The organism is Shewanella intestini (assembly GCF_018221465.1).
Taxonomy (GTDB): Bacteria; Pseudomonadota; Gammaproteobacteria; order Enterobacterales; family Shewanellaceae; genus Shewanella; species Shewanella intestini.
Genome location: NZ_JAAIKR010000001.1, coordinates 432,005 through 448,036, shown reverse-complemented (window position 1 = coordinate 448,036; position 16,032 = coordinate 432,005). Strand labels below are relative to the sequence as shown.

Below are 16,032 nucleotides of genomic sequence, written 5' to 3'. Positions count from 1 at the left end.
AAAAATAAGCCTTATATATCTATGACTTACAACAAGCTTTATTTTTGACTATGGACATAAAAAATCAATAACTATGGCTATTACGGTATAATTTTCGTCCTTATATACAAGAAAACCTTCTTACAATCATTGCAAAAAGGTTCTCAACAGTCTTTAGCTGACAGACAGCCTTACTGAAACAACTAGCTACCTAATAGTGACAGCGCCACTTGTGGTAATTGGTTTGCTTGGGCAAGCATAGCTGAACCGGTTTGTTGCAATACTTGGTTCTTAGTCATCGCTGAAGTTTCTTTTGCGAAATCGACATCAACAATACGAGATTTAGCATCCGCTACGTTAGCTTGTGTATTGGCACTATTTGCAATGTTATGGGATAAACGGTTTTGTACCGCACCCAAGTCTGCACGCTGGGTATCAATTGATTTAATTGCAGCATCAATTTTATCAATAGCAGCATCTCGACCAGCAGACGTTGTCACATCTAATTTGGAAACAGATAATGAGTCAGAGTTAGTGGTACCCACTTTAACAGTAATATCTTCACCATCTTGGTGCCCAACTTGGAATAATTTACCCGCAGAAAAACCACCCGTCATTAATTTAGTATTACCAAATGCGGTGGTATCACCAACAGAAGAAATTTCGGTTGAAAGCTGATCCATCTCAGCTTTGATAGACGCTAGGTCATCAGTACTATTTGCACCGTTTTCTGCTTGGATAGATAGGTCACGCATACGTTGCAACATGTTTGTTTGCTCTTGCATTGCACCTTCGGCAATTTGTGCAATTGAAATTGCATCATTAGCATTACGCATCCCGACTTCAAGACCGCGAACCTGAGAGTTCAAGCGATTAGAAATAGCTAAACCTGCGGCATCATCTTTTGCACTGTTAATGCGTAAGCCGCTTGATAAGCGCTCCATGGAAGTCGCCAGTGAAGAACCCGAAGCATTTAAATTCTTTTGGGCTTTCATTGATGTTACGTTTGTATTAACTGTAATAGCCATACGTCATTCCTCATTCTTAGTTTGTTGCCAAGACTTTGGAGCTTGGCTAAATCGTAAAAAGTAACAATCTAGGTTTATTTAGATGTAATTAAATAAAGACATGTTGCCAACTTTGGAAAAAGCGCTAGATACTGCATCAAGAGCTAATTCATGTTGTTTATAGTCGGTCACGGCTTTTGAGTAATCTAAATCTTCTAATAAAGACAGTGCACTACTATTAATCACTTTTTCGTCTTCATGAGTCGATGTCAGATTTTCTAAGCTTTTCAAACTATTTCCCGCCGTACTTCTTGCGGTACTGACTTGATTTTGACCACTATCAATATTATTCAATAGTTGTGCCAACTTTGATTTATTCTGTGGTGTTGATACTGCGTCGGGATCTTCTAAGAAGGCGATAGCGTCATTCATGCTATCTAAAATGCTCACAGTTTCTTGTGGTTCTAACGTGATACTATCGCCTGCAACTGGCTTACCATCTAGCTTTACCTCTAATCCATTAACTGTAACAGGTGTGGAAGGATCGTAATTAGCAAAGGTTGTTGTCGTACCTGTAGGGTCAACAACTTGAAGATCTGTTACCCCTGCATTATCAACAAAGTTAAAGGTATATTGACCGCTGACATGGGTAGCAGTGTTAGAAATTTTGGCGCTTTCAACGGTAAAGTCACCTTGTTGTGAGGGTAAATAATTGACGCCATAGTCTCCTAAGGGGTTTGGAGCGTTCATAAAGACAGAGTCGCCAGGTGCGTTAGCTGCAATTAGCACATCGGAACTGACAACACTATTACGTACTCCACTGTCACCACTATAGACAGCGCTACCATTAGCATCAAAAGCAAAAGGTATAGTGTTAACTTGAGTTCCGCCAAATAGATAGTGCCCAGATTCATCTTGTGAGTTAGCTATCGACATGAGCTCGTTTAAGCTGTTTTTCATGTCTTCGGCAACCATTTGCCGCTCGTTAGTCGCCAAACTGCCGTTTGCTCCCCGCTGTAAATCTTCACGCATCGAGTTAAGCAATGATTCAGTGCTACTGATTTTCCCTTCAGTAACACCTAAGCGGTTTTTGGTATATTCAATATTCTTAACGTATTGATCAACCAAAGCATTACGTTGGTTCAAATTATCAATACCAATTGAAGCAACAGGGTCATCACCTGAAGTGTTCACTCTTTTACCTGTCATCAATTGATCGAGCACCTTGTTAGTTTCACTTTGCTTTTGCAAGATGTTGCTCGCTGTTTGGTTATAAATCTGTCCAGTAGAAACTCGCATACTCATCTTTTTTACCTCTATCGCACTGAACTAATTAGGGAGTCGAAAATTGCCTGCGCTGTCGACATAATTTTGGCGGAGGCTAAATACGATTGTTGAAAACGAATCAAGTTAGATGCTTCTTCATCTAAATTAACACCTGATTCTGACTGCACCCGGCTATTGGCTTGCTGGTATATAGAATTTGCCGACTCCACTCTTACTTCAGAAGCTTTGGTTTTACTGCCAATATCTAATTTAGTGTTTTCGTAAACCCCTACCAGTGTCGACTTGCCACCATTCATGATATTTTTGTTTGCCAGCTGCGCCATTGAAACTGCGTTATTGTTATTGCCTTCAGCAAAGGTTAAATCAAAAGTAAAACGTTCAGCTGTTGCGCCAGTGGTGTTATTTACATCAAAATTCATGCCAAATGCATTAACTTGCGGTGGCGAATAAGTGCCAGTCCCTAAAGTTGCCCCTGTGTCATCAAACGCAGTATAAGTATTGGTGGCGGTATTAAGTTGAAAGGTTATTGCAGAATCAACACCTGGAAAACCCGTAGCCGTTGGGTCCATACCATTTAAACTAACGGTTGCTTTTGAAGTATTCGCTGCGTCGGCAGTGATTGTTGGGCCGGCAATGGCAAGTTTTTTAGGATCAACCATGGCGACTTCAACCCCAGAAGCCGCGCCTGCTGTCGGGCGTATTTCAAATCGGTCTCCATCGGCCATTGCCCCCGTATCAATATTAATGGTAAACCCACTTCCACCAGCTAATTCACCTGGCGCATTTAAGGTTAGTGGGGTGACATCACCTGTCGTGTTGTCGGTCAGTTCATAGGTGCCTGGCGCGGTAAAATTTAACTCATAACTGGCACCTGTTAATCCACTTACATCATCAATATTGACTGACAAGTTCGCGGTTCCAGTATTATTGCTGTAACCACCAACACGTCCGACTGACATTTGCGGATCGTTAATATCACGATACAAATCCCCCCCCACTTCACCGTTAAGATCGAAACCTTGGGTTTGAGCTGTGTTAAAGCTATCTGCCACACCTAATGCAAACTGCCCGAGTTCGTTACTAGCAGGAATTAAGGTTTCATCTCTAAAATCAAATAAAGCACCAAGCTGACCGCCGAGTTTTGATGGATCAACAATTAATGATTTATCACCTGTGTTTGCCGTCAATCTAGGTTCATTTGGAAATGGATCGCCTGTGACGGTTCCCATTTCCATAGACACTTCACCAGACACTAACATCACAGAGCCACCAAGCATGATTGACTTTGCTCCAGTTTCAAGTGGAATAACATTGACTTGGGAGTATTGGCTTAACTCATTAATCAACGCGTCTTGCTTGTCTAATAGTTGTGGGTCTTGCGTTTGATCTTTCATCAATTCAGAGTTAATACTGCCAAGCTCTTTACCAATTTCATTAACACGTTTAGTGGTTGATTCAATTTGTAGATTTGTTTGTTTGATATTGCTATCCACTTGGGTTTGCATACCATTAATACTTCTAGCAAGCTGTGATGCGTTATCAATGACATTATCTCGCAAACCAATATCTGTCGGGATACCAGCCACACTGTTGATACTTTCAAATAAGCTATTAAGTCCTTGCGGCAGAGTTTTACCCACGTTTGAAAAAACTTGGTCTAATTCATCCATTTTGGCATACGTGGTCGTTGCCTCACTCATTGAGGTTTGGCTAATACGTAATTCTCGGGATGCAAATTCGTTGTAAATTCGTTTGACATCATTAACATACGAACCAGTACCCAAGTAGTTACCTTGCAGGCGCTGTGACTCTAAGGCTTCTTGTGAAGCAACTTGGCGGTGATAACCACTGGTATTTACATTGGCAATATTATTACTGGTAACAGACAGTTGAGATTGTGCTGCTAATACACCTGTGCGCGAAATATTAAGTAAGTCGACCGACATTAGTTATTCTCCTTAGGCATAATAGATTTCACACTTTGCGTGACCGACTGCATCACTTTAATGACCTTGTTTGCATATTGTGGGTCTGTGGCATAACCCGCTTTTTGTAAGGCATGAATAAACTGTTCTGGTTGGGCGGCCACTTTTTTGGCATTTTGATAACGGTCACTGTTGCCAATAAAATTGACGAAATCGTTAAAGCTTTGCTCAATGCTGTCATAGACACGAAAATCTGATTGCTGTTTAACCGCTTTGCCTTGTTCGTACTCTAAAGTGTTAACGGAGGTTTTATCCCCAGCCCAACGGTTATCAGCTTTAATATTAAATAAGTTATTACTAAGCTCACCTTTGTCATCTTTAATCACTTTTTGACCCCAACCTGTTTCTAATGCCGATTGAGCGATCAATACCTCTGGTGTTGTCCCAAGTGATTTAGCTGCTTTTTGGGCATGAGGGTAAAGCGTTGTAATAAAGTCTTGCGGTGTATCAAAACCAGATTGACGTTTATCAACATGATTAACGTTGTGTATTGGGTGCTGCATCGGCAATACATTGCCGCTATTTTGCTGGGTACTTTTGCCCGCCAACAAATGTGAAATATCATCGCGACCATGTTGGGTCATTACCGGAGAGGCTGAATGAGGTTGCATGTTCATATCATGAGACACTGCAACTGCATCCGTTGGCAAGACTTGCGCGATGTCATCATCTGGCCCCATTGGTAGGACATGATTATGCTCAATGCTTTGCTGCGCCTTAGCATCAAAGTCATGGCGTAACATTGATGCTGGTTTTACGTCGCTTGAGTTCGGGTCAAGTTGTTGAACCATCAAATCGGCAATCCCCAGCATACCTTTGTCTGATAATTCAACAGACATTTGTTGGTCGCGCATTTTTTCAAAAAATTCAGTTGTCTGGCTATTTAGCGGACTATCGGATTTGAATGCAGCATTTGCATCTCGCATGCTTTTCATCAACATTTGTATAAAAATGCCTTCAAATTGCTTTGCTGCTTCTTTAAGTGTGCCTTTTTCATCTTTCTGGGCTTTTACGCGCAGTGAATCTAATCCACCAATGTCCAGAAATTGCGAAGAGTTTGACAACTTTTCCATAGTGCTACCATTTGCCTAAGTGACAATTTTTAGATGACGATAAGTTCACCATGCAAAGCGCCTGCCATTTTTAACGCTTCGAGAATAGCAAGTACATCAGAAGGTGCTGCACCGACTAAGTTAACCGCCCTAACCAACTCATCTAATGAGGTGCCAGGATCAAACTTAAACATCCGGTTATCACTTTTATCGACATCAATTGTGCTGTCTGTGGTAACCGCGGTTTGGCCGCCAGCTAAAGGATTAGGCTGTGAAACTTGTGTTGCTTCAGCAATCGTGACGGTTAACCCGCCATGGGTCACAGCAGCGGGAAGCAGTTTGACATTTTTGCCAACAACAATCGTGCCGGTGCGTGAGTTAACAATCACTTTTGCTGATTCATCAGCAGGTTCTACTTGAATGTTTTCTAAGGTAGCTAAAAATGACACGCGATCAGATGCATCTCTTGGCGCACTAACTTGTATTGAGCTACCATCAATGGCATGAGCCATTCCTGGGCCTAATAAGTTATTAATGGCATCAGCGGTTCTTTTAGCCGTTGAAAAATCAGCACGGCGTAAGTTAAAGGTAAGGTGGTCGCCTGTCGCAAAAGGAGACACGACGCTGCGTTCAACAATCGCACCACTTGGAATACGCCCAACCGTCGGCGTGTTCTGAATCACTTTTGAACCATCTAAACCTTGGGCACTGAAACCTGATACCACCAGTGAACCTTGCGCAATAGCATAAACATTGCCATCAACCCCTTTCAAAAAAGTCTGCAGCAGTGCACCACCACGTAGACTCTTAGCTTCACCGACACTTGACACGGTAACGTCAATGTTTTGACCCGGTTTAATAAACGGCGGCATTTCTGCATGTACGGCCACAACGGCAACGTTTTTGACTTTCGGGCGCACTGAATCGGGTAAGTTAATACCAAAGTTTTTCAACATGGTTTTAAAGGTTTGTTCGGTATAACGGGTTTTCTCCCCTGTACCAGGTAAACCGACAACTAAACCGTAACCAACAAGTTGATTTGACCGCACACCTTGTATGTTGGCTAAGTCTTTAATTCTGTCGGCATAAGACAGTGAGCTAAAACAGGTCATTGCAACAAACAACGACAACATCAGTTTATATTTCATTGGTTACTCCTAAAAAGGCCACCATTCGCCTAAGAAAAACTGACTTAACCAGCCCACTTTTTGTGATTCAGCAAACGTTCCTGTGCCGCTATATTGAATTCTTGCATTCGCGACACGAGTTGATTCAATGGTATTGTTGGGGGTGATATCTTCACTTCTGACAATGCCTGTTACGCGGATAAACTCATCCCCATTATTTATTGAAATCCATTTTTCACCGCGAATAACTAAATTACCGTTACCAAGCACCTGCATCACATTGGCTGAAATATTGCCATCTAAACTATTAGATTGATCAGCATCAGCTTCGCGTTTGGTGTTCATGTTGTCACCGTAACGAAAATCAAGCGGTATACCATTTATCGTGGCGTTTTTACCGCCAACATGGAGTGGATCGATACCAATATTGCTGTCTTTTGATAGCTCATTGTTGGCGCTTTTAGAGGCCTGGGTTGACTCACGAAGCATCACTGTAATGATGTCGCCAACCTTGTGAGCGCGAATATCAGAATACAAACTTGCCGCTTGAGAAGCCGAATAAATAGAGCCTGTCGTTTGTACCTGTGTCACTGGAGCATCAGGATAAACAGGCGCATAAAACGGGTCATCTGGGATCGGTTTATTTTGAGTAGAGCTGCACCCTGCTAACATCATTGCCGATACCAATAACAGATACTTACTCATAACCTACCCCTAAAGATTTTGGTTAACATAAGACAACATTTGATCCACTGCTGAAATAACTTTTGAGTTCATTTCATAGATACGCTGACTTTGAATTAAGTTAACAAGTTCTTCGGTGACGTTAACGTTCGATGTTTCTAACGCACCTTGACGAATGGCGCCAAGTCCATTTTCAGATGGTGTACCTTGGATAGGAGCACCACTTGCACCTGTTTCTGAATATAAATTTTGTCCCAATGGGTCAAGACCTGCTGGGTTGATAAAATCAGAAATGGCCAACTGCCCTACGACTTGGTTAGCCGCACCGCCAGCCAATTTGACAGAAACTTCCCCTTGAGATGAAACCGTAATACTGGTGGCATCTTCAGGAATCGTGATAGCTGGTTGTACAACATAACCAGAACCTGGGGTAACAATTTGCCCAGAGTCATCAAGACTAAATTGACCATTACGTGTATAAGCAGTTGTGCCATCAGGCATTTCAACTTCAAAAAATCCTGAACCCTCAACCATAAGATCAAGAGAGTTATCTGTGGTTAACATGTTTCCTTGGGTGAACATTTTTTGCGTGGCAACAACTTTTGTCCCTGCCCCCATGTTCAAACCATTAGGAAGTTTGCTGTTATCAGCACTGACACCACCTGCTTGGTTAACGGTTTGATAAAGCAAGTCTTCGAATACCGCACGGCTTTTTTTATAACCGACGGTACTGGCATTGGCGACGTTGTTAGAAATAACCGCAATATTAGATTGCTGAGCATCTAAACCGGTTTTACTTATCCACAAAGCTGGTTGCATAATTTATTACTCCTAACTCACTCTTAATAAAGAAGATGACGCTTGATCAATCTCTTCTGCGTTTTTCATCATCTTGACTTGCATTTCGTATTGGCGCTGAATGTTGATCATCTCAACCATTTCATGAACAGCGTTGACATTACTGCCCTCTACTGCGCCACTTTCAACATGTACACTTGGGTCTTTTGCTGCTACTTCACCTGACTTAAGGCGAAATAAGCCATCTTCACCGCGCATCATTTCACTATTGCCAGGATTAACTAATTTAATCCGAGCCACTTCTTCGATCACATCAGCGGTTGCACCTTGTGGACGAACAGAAATAATCCCGTCAGATGAGATATGAACCTTATCAATAGGCAACGGTAATACAATTGGGCCGGCGTCTCCCATAACGGCACGGTTACTGCTATTAACAAGTAATCCTGTACTGTCAAATTTCAAGCTGCCTGCACGTGTGTATGCTTCTGAGCCATCTGCGGCTTGAACAGCTAACCAACCGTCACCTTTTACCGCGACATCAAGTTCACGCCCTGTTGTTTGAATTGGACCATTTTTAAAGTTGGCACTTGGGCTTTCAATCATAGAGAAAACCCGGGAAGGCATGCCTTCCCCAAATGCTTGCATCGATCGAGCTTGAGCCATTTCAGATTTGAAACCGTCAGTATTGGCGTTAGCAAGGTTGTTAGCCCTTACAGCTAATTCATTCATTCCTTGCTTTGCACCTGTCATGGCGATATATAAGAATTTATCCATTCAAACTCCGTCAAACTTTCTGCTTTAAACGATATTAATGAATAAATTGCAAGGTACATGCCAACATTAAGGTATCGAGGTAACTGTATTTAACGTGTTGATATGTAGTGCGATAATAAAATGCGAAGGACGATTAAAGTGAGATAAAGGTGGGGTCAAAATTTTATCAATGTGTTGCTGAGTTAATTTATGTAACCGCAGGAAAAGTGTTGCCGCTGGCACGGCAACACTATCTTAGACTATCGGATCTGTAATACTGTTTGGTTCAACGTATTATTGACTTCAAGTGTCCGCGAGTTAGCCTGGAAGTTACGCTGAGCAGAAATCAAATCCACAAGTTCAGTGGTCAAGTCAACGTTCGATTGCTCTAACGCAGAAGAACGAATATTACCAAATGTTCCACTATTTGCTTCACCAGCTAATGCCGGGCCCGAGTCTAAACTGGCTTTCCAAGCCGTATTACCAACTTGTGTTAAACCTTGCTCGTTAGCAAAACGAACCAGCGCAACACGAGATAAAGGAACATTGGAACCATTACTGTAACTCGCACTAATTAAACCGTCTGCACCAATAGACACATTGGTAAGACGTCCAACAGTCGTCCCATCTTGATTTAATGATGTCACTTCAAATGCTGATGCATATTGCGTTGGGTTATCAAAATTGATATCAACAGTTTGTGAACCGTCAGTACCTGCGCCTAACACATCGGCACCATTAACCCCAAGTTGCTCAGTAGTCAATGTGGCAGGGTTAGTGCCAGTGTAGGCACCAACATCATTAAACTTAACAACAGAACCAGTCCAACCACCAGCCGTTTGTGCAGTTTTTGTGGTGTCAGGCACCCCATTACCCGTAGTATCTTGCTGATATTGACCGGCTGTCGACATATTGACGGGTTTTCCATCTATCGCAGTATATGATACCCAGTTACTCTCACCCGTATAAGCACCACCTTCAGGTTTAATAAAGTAATGGGTCATAATATGAGAGTCACCCAGTGAGTCATAAATAGTCACCGAAGTAGAATTATTAAATGTGTCCGGATCATTAGGGTCAAAGTTAGCTGGGTCTAATTCTTTTTCACCCACATTTAGATTCAACTCTAAGCCAACATTTGAAGTCATCACGGGACTCCCTGCAGTATCAGGGATTTGAATTGGTTGAGTTGTCGTTAAACTCACTGATGTTGAATTACCTGATTCATCAACAGGAAAACCTTGCAAGAAGTTACCTGTAGAATCAACCATATAATTGTTTGAATCCACTTTAAAAGCACCAGCACGAGTAAATGACTGATCTTGAGTACCAATCTCAGACGAGGTGACAAAAAAACCACCGCCACTGATTGCCATATCTAACGAGTTACTGGTGAACTCTAAACTTCCTTGGTGGAATTGCTGGGCAACTTGCGTTGTTGTTACCCCTCCACCGACAGCCGTTTTGCTGTTTGAGAAGATGGAGTTTGCATAAACATCGGCAAATTCTGCACGCGACTCTTTAAAGCCTGTGGTGTTTGAGTTTGCAATGTTGTTCGCTGTGGTATTTAAGTCTTTTTGCGAAGCTGAGATACCGCTCAATGCAATATTAAATGACATAATTAACCTCTATAAATTCTGTTGAATGATCAATTAGCGGTTCAATACGCTAAATAACTCATGCGTTAAGCATGTACACATTAAGTTTCAGATACCGCTAAGACATCAGATAATTTAATGCCACCAATACCACGTAAGTTCAATACCGCACCTGTTGCAGACGTTCCTAACGATACACTCGTTACATGCGCATAGGTTGATACGGCAAGGCTTTGAGATTCGCCATTTACACTACCTGTTGCACTCATGGTGTAATTACCCGCAGGAGCAGGATCACCATTTTTATCAAGTCCATCCCATGTCACGTCAACATTACCGCCACCACTGCCATCAACATCAAATGACTTAATTAACTGGCCAGCGTCATCTTCAACCCGCATAGTAATTGTTTTGATCTTGTCTTGAGCACTAACGACACCTTTTAGTTCAGGATTTTCAGCTGACACATATCCAGAACCTGAAGGCACTAATACTTTTCTACCAACCAAACCTGATGCTTGTAATGCCTGACTAGAGCTCATTACACCATTAAGGTTGACAATTTCTTTGTTGAGGTTAGAAATACCATCAACAGTAGAAAACGATGCCATTTGGGCAATCATTTGGTCATTATCAACTGGCTTAGAAGGATCCTGCATTGATAATTGCTGACTGAGTAAAGCAAAGAAATCTTCCTGCTTTAACATCTGTCCATTGGTGTTCTCTTTTACTTGAGTATCTTCTAGACGCGAACCGTCTAAAATAGACCCACCCGTTTGTATCGTACTTGACGCACCCGAGCTTGCATTCGAACTGGTCGATACTTGTGGCAGAGACTGACTATAAGGACTAATGAGGCTCATCATTTACCTCCTAAAATATTCATGCTATTTACCCATCCTAAGTGTTTGTTGCAACATACTTTTTGTTGCATCAGCCACTTGAACATTCATCTGATATGCACGTGATGCTGAAATCATATCAGCCATTTCTTCCATCACATTCACATTCGGTTTATAGATATATCCATCGCTATCAGCCATTGGATGATCTGGCGAAAATTCTTTTATTAACGGCTTATCACTTTCGACAATACCGGCCACTTTTACACTTTGTCCTTGGCCACTGTGACCACCACCGGCTTGCATATCATTAGCCTTAGCTAACTCGGCTTCAAAAACCGGGTGTCTTGCTCGGTAAGTTTTATCAATGCTACTCGAAACAGAATCGGCATTGGCAATGTTACTTGCAGTAGTATTTAACCTAACAGACTGAGCTGACATGCCTGAACCAGACACATTAAATATATTAAATAGACCCATAATTATTGACCTGTTAATGCTTTACGCATGCCAGTAAACTTACCTTCAAGAAAACCTAAAGACATTTGATACTCTAGTGTGTTTTGCATGAATGCGGATTGTTCTTGCTGCATATCAACGGTGTTACCGTCACCCGTGTCAGGTTGATTTGGAACTCGATACTGAATGTGTTCACGACTTAATGCAGCTAAATCGAAATGCTTTTCATTGGTATGTGCCATGCTAATTCCCTTCTGGTGGGACGTTGCCGCCTTCATTGCCGCATTAAAATCGAGATCTTGGGCTTTATAATGTGGCGTGTCAGCATTGGCAATATTGCTTGATAACACTTCAGCCCGTTGTGCACGAATGCCCAATGAGTACTGATGTACACCTAACGCTTTGTCAAAATTGATCGCCATAAAAATGCCTCCTTCCACAGATGCATTAAATAAAGCAAAGCTTATGCCAATTTATATTAAGTGTTGAAGTTTTTGGCTGAAAAGAAATGAAAAAACGCTAAACCCTTGTGGGGTTAGCGTCTCTTTAAAAAGCAGATATTAATTAAAACCAATAATATTAAAAACTTACACAGTTAAAAATGATTAAATTAGTTACACTTTCTTTTGATAGTAAATACCAGGATTACAACGAACCATATCAAATTCGTCTGTCAAACCTGCAATAGATTCTGACGCTCCCAAAAATAAAATGCCTTTGGGGTTTAAAGCGGCAGCAAATTGCCGCAATATTTTGGCTTTTGCTTCAGGGGCAAAGTAAATCAATACATTTCGACAAAATATAATGTCGTATTTACCCAATAAGCTATAGCTCTCAAGTAAATTATGCGCTCTAAAGTTGACTAAACGCTTAACGTTATCTTTTACTTTCATATTACCTGTAGGCAAAGCATCAAAAAACTGACGCTTACGTTCTTCAGATAACCCTCGAGCCAACGCTAAACTGTCATATTCAGCCTCTTTGCAGCGTTCAAGCATCGATGGAGAAAGGTCAGTCGCTTGAATTGACGCTCCACCAGGTAAAGTGCCTGGCTTGCGTTGCTGATATTCAAGCACGGTCATTGCTAACGAATAAGGCTCTTGCCCAGAAGAACAAGCTGCAGACCATATCTTTAATGGGCGACCTAATTTTCCATAATTGGGAAGTAACGTGTTATGAAGTAAATCGAATGGATAACGGTCACGAAACCATAACGTTTCATTCGTTGTCATCGCATCAATAACTTCTGCACGCAATTGTCTTTCTGTTGGTTTCATCGAACGTTTAACCACTTCAGATAATGAAGGAAGGTTATATTTCCCCATTAAAGGTGCAAGGCGGCTTCGGACTAAATAAAGTTTATTTTCACCCAAAACAATACCGCTGTGTTGTTCAAGAAACTGTCTAAATTGATTGTACTCAGACTCAGCAAGTGATTTATTGGTCACATTAACTTCCTAAAAAAAGAGCTTTCCATGCTCAGCTGTTAAAATTAGCCTAAATAAATTATAGGCTTAAATGCTTATTCACGGCTTCAGCTAGTTCATCCGGATTAAATTTGGCGATAAAGTCATTCGCACCGACTTTTTCAACCATTGCTTGGTTAAAGACCCCACTAAGAGAGGTATGTAGAACAACTTTAATATTTTTTAACTTAGGATCATCTCTTATTTCAGCTGTTAGGGTATAACCATCCATTTCAGGCATTTCAATATCTGAGATAATCAGTGGTATTTCCGTTGAAACATCAGTCATTTCTTCTGCAATAGTTTTCAGTTTTTGCAGCGCTTCTTTACCGTCTTTTGCCGTATCAATTTGTAAGTTGAGTGATTCTAAAGAACGAATAATTTGTTTGCGTGCGACTGCTGAATCATCAATCACCATAATGTGGTAGTTTTGCTCTCTATCAAGTGTCAACGTCTCATTGACTTCTTCACTTATTGAAGTTTTAACAGGTGAAATTTCATCTAGAATTTTTTCAACATCCAAAATTTCAACCAATTCACCTTCAATTTCAGTCACAGCAGTTAAATATGAATAACGACCGGCACCTTGTGGCGGTGGCATTATCGATTCCCAATTCATATTAATAATTCGCTCAACGGAGCTCACTAAGAAACCTTGAACACTACGGTTATATTCTGAAATGATAATAAAACAGTTTTCAATCGACTCAATTGGACGCCCCCCTGTTGCAGCGCTTAAGTCTATCACTGAAATCGTTGCCCCACGAATATGGGCGATACCTTTAATAAAAGGACTTAATCTTGGCAAACTCGTCAAAGGAGGACACTGCAACACTTCTTTGACTTTAAAAACGTTAATACCAAACCGCTGACGACCATTTAATTGAAACAATAGCAGTTCTAATCTATTTTGACCGACGAGTTGCGTACGTTTATTTACTGACTCAAGAATACTAGACATATCGCTGCCTTGTTAGTAGTTAAATGTATTTCTAGATAACGATTACTGTCATCTATGGCTAAGACTTCTTAGCTAAATTGGCACTCATTCATGGGCAACCAATTTGATATATAAAGTCAAGATAATGAAGTGTTTGGGCACACTAGTTGCATACTTAACATCAAGTCAAATACTTGACCTTCAATTGAGATATTATTCCATAATACATATCGTAATGTATGGATATATCAACACTCAACTGAATAAAAACACATTAATAAATCAAATTTATCGACATTTGCTATTTTTTCAGCCAACGTCATTAGATAACATTAGGAAAGTATAGGTGTAATCTTGCAAAAATCGCTAGTATCTTCATTATGATAGTGAAACTTTTATCATTTATTATCTTATTATTAACAATCTCGCCTACATTTGCAGACGAGCATATCGTAATACCTAACTTATCGACCATAAGTGAACTTGCTAAAGAGGTGGTTGCAAAAAAAATTACTGCTGACGCTACTGCAAAAATCATTATCACTCCGCAAAACCTTGAAGGAAGACAATCTCCTCCTAGATGCTATGAGCCCATTGATGTGAGTTTAGCTTCAGAGCGTGAAATATCTCGTACCAATACAGTCAAAGTCTCCTGTGACAGTCCAGACCTTGCTTACCCTTGGCAAATTTACTTATCGGTTAGAGTGTCAATTGAATATCCGGTTGTCGTGGCAAAAGATGTCTTAGCTCACAACAAGGTTTTATCTGCAAACGACTTAGCGGTTGCTTATGTTGACCAATACAGCCTACGAGGGGATTTTTTTGCCAACAAGCGACAACTGCTTGGTACACGAGTAAAAAGAAAAGTATCAAAAGGCTCACCTTTATTAAAACGTAATTTGTGCTTTGTTTGTAAAGGAGACCCTGTTTCTATTTGGGCCAAGACGGCTAGCTTTGAAATAAAAACCACGGGGGAAGCGATGAAGGATGGTAATGTTGGTGACATGATAAAGGTAAAAAATACCAACTCCAACAAACTATTAGATGCTCAGGTAATTGGTATTGGCGAAGTTGAAGTTAGAATGTAAAATATTCCTAAAGTTATTTTACTCTTAGCCGATAGCTTATTTGGGAAACCTCATTACTTACGTTGGAGCCTATTATGGCAATTAACATTAACAAACTAAAAACGGCGACCAGTACGCCGGTGCATACAGCCCGTCAAGCTAAAGAAAACCATGAGGCTGGAAATGCCAAAGCACAAGGAACAAGTACACCAGTAAAAACGGATTCGGTAAGTATTACGTCTCAAGCGCATGGCTTACAGAGTGCACAGAGTAAAATGGCCTCTCTGCCTGATGTCAACCAAGCGAAGATAGATGAAATCAAGCAAGCGATTTCTGATGGTAAATATAAAGTCGATCCTGAAAAATTAGCAGCAAATATCGCTAACTTTGAATCTGAATTGAATGGTTTATCTGTTAATAAAGAGTAATGTGTTGTCGTTACTCTTCTAAATGTATAGCATGCAAAACGTTATCTGCTAACAGGTTAACGGTTTTATGTGAATAGTTGCGAGTAACTTATGAATGACATTGCCCAAATATTATCCCAACAGCACGCTAATTTAGCGGCGCTGAAAAAAATTATATCTGCAGAAAAAGATGCATTAGTGAGTCAAGATGCTGATGAACTAATCAAGCTTGCTGAACAAAAGCAAAATTATCTGAGTCAGGTTGAAACAAATGATAAAACGTTAGCCTCTCACCCCAACAAAGCGTTGCTAAGTTCAGAACCAACATTAGTTGAAAAGGTAATACAGGCCAAAAATTTACTTAATGAGTGTAAACAATTAAACAGCCAAAATGCCAAATTAATAGAATTGAGCATGGCTAGCCTTAACCGATTCACACAAGCATTACATGCCAGCAGAAGTGCCTCTAGTTTAACGTATACTGATAAAGGCAAAACCTCGAGTATTGCCACCTTAGGCAATAGCTTTAAAGCCTAAGCGATTAACTCGTCTACGAAATCAGCTTTTGCTCACCTCGT

General features: G+C 40.8%; 17 protein-coding genes. 3 read left to right on the top strand and 14 right to left on the bottom strand.

Features of this window, described 5'->3' with window-relative positions; all coding sequences use genetic code 11:
- Positions 1-182: 182 nt before the first annotated feature.
- The 14 genes from G3R48_RS01975 to G3R48_RS01910 all read right to left on the bottom strand — a co-directional run bounded on the left by G3R48_RS01975 (position 183) and on the right by G3R48_RS01910 (position 14,001).
- Positions 183-1,007 carry a flagellin N-terminal helical domain-containing protein gene (locus G3R48_RS01975; RefSeq protein WP_153660819.1) on the bottom strand — a complete coding sequence of 275 codons (825 nt, stop codon included), beginning with the start codon at positions 1,005-1,007 and terminating at the stop codon, positions 183-185.
- A 78-nt stretch (positions 1,008-1,085) separates the two neighbouring features.
- A complete protein-coding gene (flgL, locus tag G3R48_RS01970; protein ID WP_153662050.1) occupies positions 1,086-2,285 on the bottom strand; it encodes a flagellar hook-associated protein FlgL in 1,200 nt (399 codons plus the stop codon).
- Positions 2,286-2,302: 17 nt separating this feature from the next.
- Positions 2,303-4,219, bottom strand: a complete 1,917-nt coding sequence (gene flgK, locus G3R48_RS01965; protein WP_153660821.1) for a flagellar hook-associated protein FlgK — start codon at positions 4,217-4,219, stop codon at positions 2,303-2,305.
- On the bottom strand, positions 4,219-5,331 hold the full coding sequence (flgJ, locus tag G3R48_RS01960; RefSeq protein WP_153660823.1) for a flagellar assembly peptidoglycan hydrolase FlgJ: 1,113 nt from the start codon (positions 5,329-5,331) through the stop codon (positions 4,219-4,221). The genes flgK and flgJ overlap by 1 nt, the downstream gene beginning before the upstream one ends.
- A 29-nt stretch (positions 5,332-5,360) precedes the next feature.
- A complete protein-coding gene (locus G3R48_RS01955; RefSeq protein ID WP_153660825.1) occupies positions 5,361-6,458 on the bottom strand; it encodes a flagellar basal body P-ring protein FlgI in 1,098 nt (365 codons plus the stop codon).
- Between the two features lie 9 nt (positions 6,459-6,467).
- Positions 6,468-7,142, bottom strand: a complete 675-nt coding sequence (gene flgH / locus G3R48_RS01950) for a flagellar basal body L-ring protein FlgH (RefSeq protein ID WP_153660827.1) — start codon at positions 7,140-7,142, stop codon at positions 6,468-6,470.
- A 9-nt stretch (positions 7,143-7,151) separates the two neighbouring features.
- Positions 7,152-7,940 carry a flagellar basal-body rod protein FlgG gene (flgG, locus tag G3R48_RS01945; RefSeq protein ID WP_153660829.1) on the bottom strand — a complete coding sequence of 263 codons (789 nt, stop codon included), beginning with the start codon at positions 7,938-7,940 and terminating at the stop codon, positions 7,152-7,154.
- 12 nt (positions 7,941-7,952) lie between these two features.
- Positions 7,953-8,696, bottom strand: coding sequence for a flagellar basal-body rod protein FlgF (gene flgF, locus G3R48_RS01940; protein WP_153660831.1), 744 nt, complete (start codon positions 8,694-8,696; stop codon positions 7,953-7,955).
- A gap of 239 nt (positions 8,697-8,935) precedes the next feature.
- Positions 8,936-10,294: a flagellar hook protein FlgE gene (gene flgE, locus G3R48_RS01935; RefSeq protein WP_153660833.1), complete on the bottom strand. Its 1,359-nt coding sequence runs from the start codon at positions 10,292-10,294 to the stop codon at positions 8,936-8,938.
- An 80-nt stretch (positions 10,295-10,374) separates the two neighbouring features.
- A complete protein-coding gene (flgD, locus tag G3R48_RS01930) occupies positions 10,375-11,136 on the bottom strand; it encodes a flagellar hook assembly protein FlgD (protein ID WP_153662052.1) in 762 nt (253 codons plus the stop codon).
- Positions 11,137-11,160: 24 nt separating this feature from the next.
- The gene (flgC, locus tag G3R48_RS01925; protein WP_153660835.1) at positions 11,161-11,595 is read right to left on the bottom strand and encodes a flagellar basal body rod protein FlgC; all 435 of its coding nucleotides are present in this window, start codon (positions 11,593-11,595) and stop codon (positions 11,161-11,163) included.
- Positions 11,596-11,597: 2 nt separating this feature from the next.
- Positions 11,598-11,996, bottom strand: a complete 399-nt coding sequence (gene flgB, locus G3R48_RS01920) for a flagellar basal body rod protein FlgB (RefSeq protein ID WP_153660837.1) — start codon at positions 11,994-11,996, stop codon at positions 11,598-11,600.
- 192 nt (positions 11,997-12,188) lie between these two features.
- Positions 12,189-13,022, bottom strand: a complete 834-nt coding sequence (locus tag G3R48_RS01915) for a CheR family methyltransferase (protein WP_212593178.1) — start codon at positions 13,020-13,022, stop codon at positions 12,189-12,191.
- A gap of 58 nt (positions 13,023-13,080) precedes the next feature.
- Entirely contained in the window at positions 13,081-14,001 is a 921-nt protein-coding gene (locus G3R48_RS01910) for a chemotaxis protein CheV (protein ID WP_153660839.1), read from the bottom strand.
- A 359-nt stretch (positions 14,002-14,360) separates the two neighbouring features.
- On the opposite strand from G3R48_RS01910, the gene flgA reads away from it, so the two are divergent.
- The 3 genes from flgA to G3R48_RS01895 all read left to right on the top strand — a co-directional run bounded on the left by flgA (position 14,361) and on the right by G3R48_RS01895 (position 15,991).
- On the top strand, positions 14,361-15,068 hold the full coding sequence (flgA, locus tag G3R48_RS01905; protein ID WP_153660841.1) for a flagellar basal body P-ring formation chaperone FlgA: 708 nt from the start codon (positions 14,361-14,363) through the stop codon (positions 15,066-15,068).
- Positions 15,069-15,142: 74 nt separating this feature from the next.
- Positions 15,143-15,475 carry a flagellar biosynthesis anti-sigma factor FlgM gene (gene flgM / locus G3R48_RS01900; protein ID WP_153660843.1) on the top strand — a complete coding sequence of 111 codons (333 nt, stop codon included), beginning with the start codon at positions 15,143-15,145 and terminating at the stop codon, positions 15,473-15,475.
- Positions 15,476-15,565: 90 nt separating this feature from the next.
- Positions 15,566-15,991 (top strand): flagella synthesis protein FlgN, encoded by a 426-nt coding sequence (locus tag G3R48_RS01895; protein WP_153660845.1) that lies wholly within the window; start codon positions 15,566-15,568, stop codon positions 15,989-15,991.
- The last annotated feature ends 41 nt before the right edge of the window (positions 15,992-16,032 follow it).